Here is a 12,505-nt window from a genome sequence, read left to right as displayed (position 1 = left end):
TGGCGGCAAGGTAAGGAGAGTTGCAATAGTTGTTGCGTTGTTGCACGGTCCGAATGGCCCCGGAAGGAGGTTGCGGGGGCATTATCGGGGCGGCGGCGCGCGGGTTCCGTGCAAATCCCGGGAGCCGAGGGGCCGGGGTGAATTACCTTTGGCCGCCTCACTTTTCTTCTGATAATTCTTTCGCCCATGCTCCCTTGCCGATATACCTGCGCTACTTTCCTGTTCCTGCTTCTACTCTTGTCCTTCGGCTGTGGCGGCCCGGCGGAAGGGAAGGACGATTCGGCGGCCGCCCTGCTGGTCTATAACGCCGACATCTGGGCCGGCGAAGGACTGGCTCCCGCCACCGCCCTGCTAGTGGGGGCTGACGGGACCATCCTGGACATCGGGTCGGACACGGCGGCCTGGACCGGTCAACTGGAACCCGCGACCCGCCGCCTTGACGCGGAAGGGCAATTTCTCATGCCGGGCTTCATCGAGGGGCACGCCCACTTCAGCGGACTGGGCAGCAGCCTCCGCAACCTGAATTTCCTGCGCTCGCGCAGCTGGGACGAAATCCTCGCCATGGTAGAGGAGCGCGCCCGGGAAACCCCCGAAGGGGTCTGGATCACCGGCCGGGGGTGGCACCAGGAAAAGTGGGACCAGCCCCACGACCACAGCATCGGGGGGTATCCCATTCACGACGAACTGAGCCAGCTAACGCCCGACCACCCCGTGGTGCTCCGCCACGCCAGCGGCCACGCCCTTTACGCCAACGGCAAGGCCATGGAACTGGCTGGCGTGACCCGGGAAACCCCCGACCCCCGGGGCGGCCGCATCCTGCGCGACGAGCTCGGCGACCCCATCGGGGTATTCGAGGAGCGGGCCATGGACCTCATCGCCGACGCCTACCAGAATTTCGTGCAGACCATGACGCCCACCGAGCGCAAGGACGAGTGGCTGGCCGGTATCCGCGCCGCCCAGGACGAGGTCCTCAGCAACGGCATCACCTCCTTCCAGGACGCCGGCAGCACCTTCCGCGAGGTGGAGTGGTACAAGGAACTCGACGCGGCCGACAGCCTGCGGCTCAACCTCTGGGTGATGCTGCGCCACGGCTACGATGAGATGGCCGGGAATATGGCCGGTCTGCCGCACTACGGCAACCGCTTCGAATGCTCGGCCATCAAGAGCGAACTCGACGGTGCCCTGGGCAGCTACGGTGCCTGGCTGCTGGAACCCTACTTCGACAACCCCGGCTTCACCGGGCAGAATACCACCCTGGTGGCGACCGTCGACAGCATCGCCCAACTGGCTGATGCCCACGGCATGCAACTCTGCGTCCACGCCATCGGCGACCGCGCCAACCGGGAAACCCTGGACGTGATGGCCCGCTACGTCGCGCCCACCGACGACAAGCGCTGGCGCATCGAACACGCCCAGCACATTCACCCGGACGACATTCCCCGCTTCGCTGAGCTCGGGGTAATTGCCTCGATGCAGGGCATCCACTGTACCTCCGACGCCCTCTTCGCCGAAACCCGCCTGGGCACCGAACGCGCCCGCAGCGGCGCCTACCCCTGGCGTAGCCTGCTGGATGCCCGCGCGGTGGTCACCAACGGCACCGACGCCCCGGTGGAGGACGTCAACCCCATCGAATCCTACTACGCCACCGTTACCCGCAAACGGGCCGACGGCAAGGCCACCTTCTTCCCCGAACAGTCAATGACCCGGGAGGAAGCCCTGCACAGCTACACGGCGGCCCCGGCCTACGCCGCCTTCCAGGAAGACGTAAGGGGGAGCTTGCGGCCGGGCCTGCAAGCGGATTTCGTACTGCTGACCAACAACCTGAAGGAGTGCGCGGAAGACCAGATCCTGAATACCGAAGTGGTGGCTACCTACGTGGGTGGTAAGGAGGCTTACCGGCGGTAGGGTTCGCGGCCTGAGGCCGCCTCTTACTGTCGCGGTCTGAGACCGCATTTTACTGTCGCGGCCTGAGGCCGCATTTTGCTGGCGCGGTCAGAGACCGCCTTCTACTATGGCGGTAGCGTAATTGTTCCAGCTCATCTCCCGGGTCGTCTCCTTGACGTTGGCCCGGGGAATGGGGCTTTCAATCATCCTTTCGAGCTGGCGGGCCATATCCTCGATGTCGTCCGGCTCCGCCAGGTAGCCGTTGTAGCCGTCCTCGATCGTCTCGGGGAAGTGACCCACCCGGGTAGCCACGGCGGGCAGCTGGAAGTTGTAGCTGATGCTTTCCACGCCGGAGGGGGTGGCGTAGCTGTAGAAGAGCACCACGGCGTCGCTGGCCTGGAAGTATTTATGGACTTCCTCGTTGGCGACGAACTCATTTTTGACCAGGACTCGGTCGCGGAGCTGCAGGTCGTCAATCAGGTCGAGCGGGCGGTAATCGCGCTCGTCGTCCGCCTTCTTGAGGAACAGTTTCTTCGCCAGCCCAAAGGTGGCGTTCTTCAGTTTGGTGCTGAGCTTGTCGGTTTTGAGGGTATCCCAGAAGGATTCTCCACAGACGATCAGACTGACGTCGTCGCGTCGGCCGGCCAGCTCGGCGAAGGCCCGGATGACGTTGTGCAGCCCCTTGTATTTGCGGATGAAGCCGAAGAAGAGGAAGACGTGCTCCCGTAACCCGTGGTCCCTCCGAAAGGCGGCCACGTCGAAATCCGCACGCGGTTGGAAAAGCTCATAAATGGGGTGGTACAGCTTGATGACCGGGGTAGTCTTTTGCACCTGCGTCCGCGCCCCGTCCTCGGTCACCGACAGCTTGCGGTCCGGGAAAAGTTCCCGCAGTTCGTCCACCGTCTTGTAGGCGTGGGCGATGAAGGTGTTGGCCGGAGCAATCCCGTAGCGGGTGAAGCGGCGGTCCAGGGAGCTGCTCTCCTTCTGGATGACGAAGTGAAGGTCGAAGATCACCTCGATTTCCCGGTGCTGCCGCAGCCTGCGCGCGATATAGCCCATCGGCAAACCCTGGATGGCGATGGCCCACTGGAAGATCACCTTGTCGGGCTGGAGGTCGCGGATTTTGCGGTAGGTCTCCTCCCAGCTCAGGGGGTTGTTGTAGTTGGTCAGGTAATGGACCTTGATGTCGGTACCATCGAGCAGGTCCACCTTGCTGGTCTTGTCCACGAACTCCCGCGGAATGATGGCCGGATACTGCTGCGTCCAGCTCACGATGTGCACGTCGCAGTCGCCCCGGCGGTCGAGAGCCTTGGCCAGGGAGGTGTTGTAATTCGAGATGCCGCCTTTGAATTTTGGGCCGGGACCGAAGCAGACTATTTTCAAGGAGTAAGGGGGTAAAGGGGTGAAGGAGTTAATTTGTCAAGGGGTCAAGGGGTCAAGGGGTCAAGGGGGTCAAGGGGTCAAGGGCGCTCATTTATTCCTCGCTTCGCTCGGGCAGGTCTGGGCCGGGGGAGTTCAGGCTTTCTTATTGCGATAGGAGCTTCTGGCCTTGCTCATGATTTTACTGATTTCCCGCCATTCTCGGCCGAGCGGGATGAGCGATTCTTTGTCCACCTTCAGTCTGGATTCGTAAAGGATTTCTAACCAGAACACGGTTTCATCAGCTTCTTCGACCACGATGCTCATCTTCGCGTAGAATTCCCGGCCAGATCTGGCCAAGCAGGCCGCCCGGTAGTTTGCCGCAGTCGAGGTTGCTGAGCGAATAAGTTGTCGGCTCACTTCCCGCATGGCGAGCGATGGCCGGTCCATTTCGAGAAAGTCAATTACAGCAACCGCCGCAACCTTGGTACGTGTCCTAAGGGCATTTACGAACCGGATCCGTTCGCTGGAATTACTGCCGTACGTACTTTCTGGTTCCCGAAAGACAAAGGATTCCTCCGGTTCCGGCAGATCATCTTCACCCAGGTCCATGTGACTAGTATTCAAAGCAGTCACCAAAGGTAAGCGGCCCGCATGATATAAAGGCTTCCCTTACAGCCACCGCCGCTACCCGAGCAAAAGTTGAACCGAAGAGGAGATCTTGCCGCCCTACCCGAGTGAAGCGAGGGGTAAATGGCCACTATTGACCCCTTAACCCCTTGACCCCTTAACCTGCCCGAGCGAAGCGATGGGTAACTGGCCACTATTGATCCCCTATCCCCTTGACCCCTCGACTACACCCCCTTCTGCGCCTCCAAAACCCGCCGCATCCCTTCCCGCACCGAGATCCTGGCCTTCCAGCCCATGGCGTGTACGTGGTCCATATTGGAGTAGCGGCTGAAGACGCCGACGGGCTTATCGAGGAGTTGCTTGATTTCGGGTTGGTAGCCCTCGATGCCACACATGGTGTGGATGATGTCGATGAAGGACAGCAATTCACCGCGGCCGATGTTGATGGCCGAGCCGTCGGTTACCCTTTCCATGGCGAAGAAGATGCAGTCGAGTACGTCGTCGATGTGGACGAAGTCCCGGCCCTGGCGGCCGGTTCCCCAAACTTCCACCGGGTCCTCCCGGCGGGCAATGCGGGCGGCGATGGCGGGGATGGGGTAGGAGAGGTCCTGGTCTTCCCCGTAGCCCGAGAAGGGCCGGATGCAGGTTACGCTCAGGTTGTAGTGTTCCGCGGCGGTGCGGGCCAGGAATTCCCCGGTGAGTTTCGACCAGCCGTAGGTCATGTCCGGCTCCCCCATCTTCTTGAAGTTGATGTCGGATTCGGCCAGGGCGATGGCGTCTCCTTCCGTCTGCAGGTCGATGGGGTAGGCCGCCGAACTGGAGGGGTAGAGGGTGCGGTCCGGCCGGTGGCGGGTTACCCAGTAGAAGAATTCCGCGTCGATGCTCAGGTCCAGGGCCACCTTCATGGGGTCGCCTTCGATGGTGGACCGCCCGCCGACGATGGCCGCGAAGTGAAACACGTCGCTGAAGCGCTCGAAGTCCGGAGCGTAGTGGTTGCGGATAAAGTCCTCGTCGTCGATGATGTCGCGCAGGAACTGCCGGAAGTCCTGGTGGAGGAACAGCAGCCGCTCGTCGGTGCCGTAAACTTCCAGGTCCCCTTCCTGCCGTACCCGCTCCGCGTCCAGCCAGGTGGAGGGGTGGGTGCCCACGCTGAGGTTGTCCACGAAGATGATCTTGTCCTGGGTGGTGCGGTACAGCCGCTTGACCATGTTGCGGCCCACGAAGCCGCAGCCGCCGGAAACGAGGTGAAAGTTCAAGGGGGGAAGTCTTAGAGGTGAGTGAATAACCGGGTGACGGCGGAGGCAAGCCCCCCGCCACCCGGTAGCGGAATCCTAGAGGTTGAACGAAATGCCCTGGGCCAGTGGCAGTTCGGTCGAGTAGTTGATGGTATTGGTTTGCCGGCGCATGTACACCTTCCAGGCGTCGGAGCCGGATTCGCGACCGCCGCCGGTTTCCTTTTCTCCGCCAAAGGCACCGCCGATCTCGGCGCCACTGGTGCCGATGTTCACGTTGGCAATGCCGCAATCGCTGCCGGTAGCGCTGAGGAAGCGCTCGCTCTCGCGCATGTTGGTGGTCATGATGGCCGAGGATAGCCCCTGGGGCACGCTGTTCTGAATGGCGATGGCCTCGTCCAGGTCGCGGTACTTCATCAGGTAAAGGATGGGCGCGAAGGTTTCCTGCTGCGCCATCTTGCTGTCGGCTTCCACCTCCGCGATACAGGGCTGCACGTAGCAGTCCGACCCCAGCCCGTCGATGCGGCCACCGTCGACCACCATCTTGCCGCCTTCGGCCTTGATGCCTTCGATGGCCTTCAGGTAGGTTTCCACCGACTGGGCGTCGATCAGGGGGCCTACGTGGTTCTTCTCGTCCAGGGGGTCACCGATCTTCAGCTGCCCGTAGGCCTTGGCCAGTTTGTCGCGCACCTCTTCGTAGCGGCTTTCGTGGATGATGAGGCGGCGGGTACTGGTGCACCGCTGGCCACAGGTACCCACGGCGCCGAACAGCGCGCCGGTGAGCACGAGGTCCATGTCCGCGGAGGGGGTGATGATGATGGCGTTGTTGCCGCCCAGTTCGAGCAGCGATTTGCCCAGGCGGGCGGCTACGGTCTGGGCTACGGCCTTGCCCATGCGGGTGGAGCCGGTGGCGGAGATCAGGGGGACGCGGGTGTCCTTGGTCATCCATTCCCCTACGGTGTAGTCGCCGTTGATCAGGTTGGAGATGCCTTCCGGCAGGTCGTTGGCGGCGGCCACCTTGGCCCAGATGTTCTGGCAGGCCACGCCGCAGAGTGGAGCTTTTTCGCTGGGTTTCCACACCACTACGTCGCCGCAGACGAGGGCGATCATGGCGTTCCAGCTCCAGACGGCCACCGGAAAGTTAAAGGCCGAGATCACCCCGACGATGCCCAGGGGGTGGTACTGCTCGTACATCCGGTGCAGGGGGCGCTCGGAATGCATGGTGAAGCCGTGGAGTTGCCGGCTCAGGCCCACGGCGAAGTCGCAGATGTCGATCATCTCCTGCACTTCTCCCCAGCCCTCCTGCAGGCTTTTGCCCATCTCGTAGCTCACCAGCCGGCCCAGGGCGTCCTTGTGCTCGCGCAGGGCCTCGCCGTACTGCCGCACGATCTCTCCCCGGCGGGGCGCGGGTACGGTCCGCCAGTGCTTGAAGGCTTCGGTAGCCCGCTCGATTATCGCTTCGTACTGTTCGGGGGTGGTCACGCTGACGCGGCCGATCTCGGCCCCGTCGACGGGGGAGGCACTGCTGATGTGGGCTGCGGGGTTGTGCATTCCCTGCTGTCCGGTGCTGCTGCCGTCGTTGTCCGCGCTGAGGCCAAGTTCCTGGATAAAGTCTTTATTCATGATCGATAGGTAAGGTTAGGGTGGGCAAAGGTAGGAAGGCGGAAGCGGAGTGCGGCTATCTAGGCGCGGACGCCGGTGCCGGGGAATACTGCGGGATTCCGGGGCGGCGAAACGGGCTCATCCATACAATCGCACAATTTTTTTCCCGGTTGCTTTTCAAAGCGGTACGGGCACCTTACATTTGCGTCGCTTTAGCAATGGCGGCACGTGAAACCTCAGGGGATCGCAGCCGTTAGCACAATACTTGGAGACGTGGGTGAGTGGCTGAAACCACCGGTTTGCTAAATCGACGTACCCTAACAGGGTACCGCGGGTTCGAATCCCGCCGTCTCCGCCACGGGGCATAGCGCAGTCCGGTTAGCGTGCCTGCTTTGGGAGCAGGAGGCCCCAGGTTCGAATCCTGGTGCCCCGACTGGGATACCACGAGGGCCCACCGCCAAACGGCGGTGGGCCCTCTTTGCGTTAGCGGGGCAGCAGCGGGGAACGCACCGACCGGGAGTAGCCGCCGTCGGTTACGGTCAGCATCACCTCATACCGCAGGTGGTACGCGGGCATGTGGAGCTTCAGCTTACTTCCTTCATCCAGCATTTTCAGGGCAATGGGGTTCCCGTAAGGGTCCAGCTTGACCAGGGCCCATTCCAGGCTTAGTGTACCCAGTTCTTCTTCCCGTACCGGCCGCCAACCGCCGGATCCGTCGGTCACCAGGGCCTGGTAGGTGTATTCGCCGCCTTCGTACGGCTGCAGGGCCGGGGGAAGGATTGCGATGTCCGGCAGCGCGGCCGGTTCCGGGGCTTCTTTGGTCCAGCAAGCGGCCAGGGATGCGTAGTTCGGGGTAGGCCGCCCGCGGAAATCCAGCAGTCCGTTGAACGAAAGCTTGGTCTTCCGCCATTCGTTCTGCCAGTTGGTGACGACCGCGTAGTTGCCCACGACAGCGGCCGGGAGGGAGGAAAGCTCGCTGACGCCCACTTCACCAATCACCACCCGCTCACCAAAGCGTTCCTGTAACCGGGCCAGCCGGCTGGCCGAAACCCCGTCGGGAACGATCAGCCCCATCGCATCGGCCGGTCCCTCTAGCAGCTTGAATTCATCCACGAGCTGCTCCAGCCCCGGGGCCGTACGCAGCATCACCACCACCGGCCGGTGGCCGTCGATAGCCTTCATATCCCGGATCAGTTGCCCCAACCAGTTCAGATAGGCTACCCGCTGGGCGTGGAGGGTGGGTTGCAGGTGATGGTCGGCCAGCCGGGAAAGGATGTCGTTGCCGAAATTCCAGTGGAGCAGCGATGGGCGGTCTGAATTCTCCCGTACTTTCTCCAGGATCTGTTCGCGCAGTTCCGCCAGCGCATCGGCGTCCGTCAGGAAGTCAATCGTCTCCGGAATCCAGAAATTCATGATGACCTCCAATCCGTATTCCCCGGCGATATTGAACAGGTTGCGGGCGTAGATCCCCGGGTTGGTGATGCGTACGGTATTGATGCCCGCCCGCTGCATCAGGCCGAAGTCATGCTCCAGGTTGCTGCGGGAAGGAATATACTGGTGGGTACTCCATCCTTCTCCCTTCTTGTACCCCACGGCACGGATCGGGCGCTGAGGGAGGGGCACCCGGGAGATGGACGTCGATGATGACCAGTGAACGGGGGCGGAAATATGGCCGGGGGCCGCGTCCGTGCCCGGATTGAAGAGCAGCTTGGGGTCAATGGTCCAGTCCAGCACCGCCTCGCCACCGTCCGGGGGAACATTGTAGTCAAATGCACTTTGGAAGGCCACGATGGCGGAAATTTCCGGGTGGCGGTCGAGGATGGTGTTCCGTGCGGCGACCGTCCATTCCTCCTTTTCGGCCGGGCTGCCGAGGCTGCCGAATTCCGCGATGATCACCGCCTCGGTCGGAATCTTTTTCATGGCCTGGTAGAAGGGCGCGTAAAGGTCCGCAAAGGAAACGGAAGCTCCCTCCCCGAACAGGGGGCCGTAGTTAAGGCAGGTCAGGCCGACGAAATCGACGTATCCGTCGCCCGGATAATAGGCGGGGATCGCTTCGGCCTTCCAGGGGTTCCAGACCCAGCGTACGTTGGTGGCTCCCGCCTGCTGGAAGAGGGAATACACGTGGCGCCAGGCGGCGATGAAGTCTTTGGGGGTGTTGCCGCCCGCAGCAGACCAGGGGTAATCGGGATTGTCAAACTCGTGGGCGAAACGCAGGTAGACGGGTTTGTCCAGGCTTCTGAGCAGGGTGGCGAACTCCGTGACGTAATCGTCGAAGTGACCTTCGGAAATATAGTGCAGGGCCCGCTTTTCCGCTTCGGCCCCCGGCATGGACGCGAGGTCAGGAAAATGGCTTACCCAGGGTTCCCAGGTGATCATCGGGACGGACCCCCGGCCGGCGATGGCCCGCAGCTGCGCCAGCTCACCCGCTGGATCGGCCGACCCGCTCCAGGGAATGTAGCTGGAAATGATGTCCGCGTGGGTGTGCAGCTTTACTTCTAGCTGATCGATCTGGTCCAGGCTCGACAGCCCGGTCGGGGCGGCGGGATAGAAAATGCCCAATTGGGGGGTGGTGGTCATGGTGGTGTCGGCAGGAATGGCTTCAATGGTGGCGAACCCTTCCCGGTCGTAGATCGACATGAGGGTGAGGGCGGCAAAGAGTACGCCTACGAGCAGCACGGGGGCCAGCTTGCGCACGGTGAGGGTCATCGCATCCAGAGACCAAAGCAGTTGTCGCTTGGCGTGGCGGCCCAAAAAACGCACCGGATAGGGCAGTTTGCTCCTCAGCTTGCCGGTCTCGTTGGTGGCCGCAAAGGCCAGGTAAATGCTGAAGAACATGAAGGCCGCATTCAGCAAGGCAAAGCCGGACATGATGATCGAAAAGGGGGTGAAGTCCCGCCACAGCCCATACGCCACCGCGGCCAGGGAGAGCACGCCGATCGCCAGGTTGGGAAGTAACAGGGAATAGTGGGTCACGTCTTCCCCCTCCTTTGGCGTGGGCAGGTAGGGCACCTTCTTGTTGAAGAGGGTGTACACGAAGCCCAGGGTGAACACCCACCAGGTAAGGATTTCCAGTACCCCGCCCACAATGTGAAACCCCCGCTCGTCGTCCGAAATGAGCCATTTCTGAATATAGAACCTCAGCACGAAGGAGGTGAAGAGGATGGGCCCGATGAGGATCAGGAAGTAGCCAAAATTGCCCGTCCAGGGCACCTCGGAAAGGACCAGCGACAAAATCGGTATCATGAACCCCAGGAGGTAGATCACCCCGGCCAGGTAATGCAGCGGGAGCAGGACGTAATGCAGCCGCTGCCGCCACGTCAGCCGGGAAAAGATGCGCGGGTATACCTTGACCAGCAGGTCGAAGGTGCCCCGCGACCATTTCAGTTGCTGCTTGAAGTAAGCCGTGATGGTCGCCGGGACAAGCCCCCGGGCGAGAATGCGGGGTACGTATATCGACTTCCACCCCTCCCGGTACAGCAGCATGGCGGTGTGCATATCCTCGGCCAGTCCCGGAGCGTGCCCCCCGATGCTGTCCAGGGCCTTCCGCCGGAAGGTGCAGTTGGCTCCGATGGCGTTGACCGTTCCGTAGGCGTTCATGGTCATCATCATCGGCCCGTAGAAGTGGAACGTCTGCTGGGCGGAACCCTTGGCGACCAGGGTGTCGAACTTGTTGTAGTAGGCCTGTACCGTCTGGACGAATCCGATTGACTCATCCTGGAAGTGGGGCACGATATGGTCCAGAAAATCGGGTTCGGGGATGTGATCGGGGTCGAGAATCAGGCAGATCTCCCCGGTGGCCTGCCGCAGGGCGTTGTTGATGTTGCCGGCCTTGGCGTCCACCCGTACCGTGCGGGTGACGTGGACGATGCCCATCTCCTCGCACAAGCCCCTGAGGTAGGGATCGTTGGCCTCATCGCACAAGTAAGTGGTATGGGGGTAATGGATCGCCTGGATGGCCTTCAGGGTGGTCACGATCATTTCGTAGGGTTCCCCGGGAAAGTAGGTAGTCAGGATGTCCACCGTGAACTCCCGCTCCAGGGGTGGCGTCTCCGGTACGGTGATGGCCGAATAGTAATACCAGAGGGTCAGGTCGCGGACCAGGCCGTACACCAGGATGATGCACAGCAGGCCAAACAGCAGGGGATGTCCGTAGTACTGGGGCTGGAAGAAGAAGTAGCAGAAGTTGAGAATACAGAGCACACCGGTAACCACCAGCAAACGAATGATGATGAGCTCCCGGGGGGTAGGGTTGCGGACTACGGGGTCATTAACGGTCATCGGAAGCGAGTACGTAGAAAGGAAGGTTCGCCGCGGAGTAGTACCCGGCGGTGTCGGAAACGTGGTAATAGAGTCGGTAGGGGCCGGGGTGACGGGGGGTAACGAAGCTCGCGGTGGTAAGGTCAGCCGATTGGATCAGTCCCGGAAGGGGTTCCGGGCCAACCCCTACTTCTCCCTGCCCCCACCAGTCTTCTGAACGGATCTCCCAACGAGCCTGGAGTCCCGCCGGGAGAGAATCCGACAATTGGGCAGCGGCAAACACATCAAGTCCGGCGGTCAGCATGATGGAGTCTCTTGCCCCACGCCCTCCGAGTAGCAGATATTCCACCCGGGGTCCGGTAAACGGACAGGTGTCGCCGCGCCACAGGTTTCCCAGGGTGTGGGCCATTTCACTCACTTCCCCCGACCGCGTAAACATGCTGAACCAGGTAGGCGTGCGTTCGTATTTCTGCCCCCAGAAAAAGGCCACACTGCCCAACAGCCGTTTATTTCCCGATCCAGAAATCCCTTGGTAGTACCGGTCCGCCAGGTGACGGGATTTGGTAGGGCTTGGTGATTCAATCGGGGCTCCCCACAGGGTGTTCTCCGACTCCCAGGGGCCATTGAATCCCCACTCGGAAATCAGATAGGGGCCTCGCCAGATAAGGGAAAGGTAGCTGGTCAGCCGGTCAAGCGTGCCCAGGTTGCCAAAGGTATTCAGCGACAGGAAGTCCACGGCCGGCCGGGTCCAGGCCAGTTGTAATTTCAGCAACTGGTGGGGTATCACGGCGGTACTGATGGGATGGTCAGGGTCCCGGGCGCGCACCAGTTCCGCCAGGTCGTTGTATTGCGAGAGGTAGGCCCGGTCGTAGCCCTGCATGAACACCTCGTTCCCCAGCATCCAGAACAGCAGGGCGGGGTGGCCACGAAAGCGATCGACCAGGGCAATCACGGAATCTCTTTCGGCAAGCAAATCATGGCCTTCGGACCAGAAATTCTTGTAATAGGCGGGAATTGGAATATCCGCGATCACGGCAAGGCCGAGACTTTCTGCCCGATCCAGCACCACTTCCAGGCTGTCCGGATCGTATACCCTTACTGTATTGCCACCGTAAGCGGCCAGCACGTCCATCCTTGCCGTACCCGCGGCTCCCTGCACGTAGAACGGTTGCCCGTCACGAACCAGGCGGTAGCCGGTGCTGTCGGCGTACGACAGGTGCACCCGGCCAGTCCCACCCACGGGCGTCTGGCTGCCATTGGTACATCCCAATAGCATAAGAACGCAGACCAGTACAATAACGACTGGGCGAAAAGGTCCCATAGTGCGGTGAGTGTTAATGGGTTGGGTGATCTACCGGCCTATCAAAAGATAGTCCCATCAGACCACATAAAACGCAAATCGAATTAAAATCATTGGTTGAAACACAAAAATCCGGCCGATTGGTCAATAAAAGTTGGTGCTGTGACGATGAAACAGCTTTGTCGTCACTCGGCAGACGTGAGTATTAATTACGGATTGGGCCAGATGTTACTACCGAAGC

At 61.3% G+C, this 12,505-nt stretch carries 7 protein-coding genes and 2 tRNA genes; 3 read left to right on the top strand and 6 right to left on the bottom strand.

What is annotated here, in order from left to right; all coding sequences use genetic code 11:
* Positions 1-186: 186 nt before the first annotated feature.
* Positions 187-1,905 (top strand): amidohydrolase, encoded by a 1,719-nt coding sequence (locus tag CGL56_RS01670; protein ID WP_099104761.1) that lies wholly within the window; start codon positions 187-189, stop codon positions 1,903-1,905.
* An 87-nt stretch (positions 1,906-1,992) separates the two neighbouring features.
* On the opposite strand, the gene CGL56_RS01665 is transcribed toward CGL56_RS01670, so the two are convergent.
* From CGL56_RS01665 to amaB, 4 genes are all read right to left on the bottom strand, one after another.
* Positions 1,993-3,267, bottom strand: a complete 1,275-nt coding sequence (locus tag CGL56_RS01665; RefSeq protein WP_099104760.1) for a glycosyltransferase — start codon at positions 3,265-3,267, stop codon at positions 1,993-1,995.
* A gap of 132 nt (positions 3,268-3,399) precedes the next feature.
* Positions 3,400-3,855, bottom strand: coding sequence for a four helix bundle protein (locus CGL56_RS01660; RefSeq protein WP_099104759.1), 456 nt, complete (start codon positions 3,853-3,855; stop codon positions 3,400-3,402).
* Positions 3,856-4,097: 242 nt separating this feature from the next.
* A complete protein-coding gene (locus CGL56_RS01655) occupies positions 4,098-5,129 on the bottom strand; it encodes an NAD-dependent epimerase/dehydratase family protein (RefSeq protein WP_099104758.1) in 1,032 nt (343 codons plus the stop codon).
* 75 nt (positions 5,130-5,204) lie between these two features.
* Complete coding sequence (gene amaB, locus CGL56_RS01650; RefSeq protein WP_099104757.1) at positions 5,205-6,728, bottom strand: L-piperidine-6-carboxylate dehydrogenase; 1,524 nt, start codon at positions 6,726-6,728, stop codon at positions 5,205-5,207.
* 246 nt (positions 6,729-6,974) lie between these two features.
* Here amaB and CGL56_RS01645 point away from each other — a divergent pair.
* Positions 6,975-7,065: transfer RNA gene (locus tag CGL56_RS01645), tRNA-Ser, on the top strand.
* Positions 7,066-7,140, top strand: a tRNA-Pro gene (locus CGL56_RS01640).
* 50 nt (positions 7,141-7,190) lie between these two features.
* Here the strand turns inward: CGL56_RS01640 and CGL56_RS01635 are convergent.
* Positions 7,191-10,985, bottom strand: a complete 3,795-nt coding sequence (locus tag CGL56_RS01635; protein WP_099104756.1) for a glycosyltransferase — start codon at positions 10,983-10,985, stop codon at positions 7,191-7,193.
* Positions 10,975-12,240, bottom strand: a complete 1,266-nt coding sequence (locus tag CGL56_RS01630) for a glycoside hydrolase family 2 TIM barrel-domain containing protein (RefSeq protein ID WP_167641522.1) — start codon at positions 12,238-12,240, stop codon at positions 10,975-10,977. Before CGL56_RS01630 ends, CGL56_RS01635 begins: the two co-directional genes overlap by 11 nt.
* Between the last annotated feature and the right edge of the window lie 265 nt (positions 12,241-12,505).

The sequence above is a fragment of the Neolewinella marina genome (assembly GCF_002631205.1).
Lineage (GTDB): Bacteria > Bacteroidota > Bacteroidia > Chitinophagales > Saprospiraceae > Neolewinella > Neolewinella marina.
Note: the sequence above shows the minus strand (reverse complement) of the source record. Positions and strands in the feature narration are given on the sequence as shown.

Bases quoted from the DNA above. Each gene is read 5' to 3' on its own strand.
- CGL56_RS01670 (WP_099104761.1), top strand. From the start codon at position 187: ATGCTCCCTTGCCGATATACCTGCGCTACTTTCCTGTTCCTGCTTCTA.
- CGL56_RS01660 (WP_099104759.1), bottom strand. From the start codon at position 3,855: ATGGACCTGGGTGAAGATGATCTGCCGGAACCGGAGGAATCCTTTGTC.
- amaB (WP_099104757.1), bottom strand. From the start codon at position 6,728: ATGAATAAAGACTTTATCCAGGAACTTGGCCTCAGCGCGGACAACGAC.
- CGL56_RS01635 (WP_099104756.1), bottom strand. From the start codon at position 10,985: ATGACCGTTAATGACCCCGTAGTCCGCAACCCTACCCCCCGGGAGCTC.
- CGL56_RS01630 (WP_167641522.1), bottom strand. From the start codon at position 12,240: ATGCTATTGGGATGTACCAATGGCAGCCAGACGCCCGTGGGTGGGACT.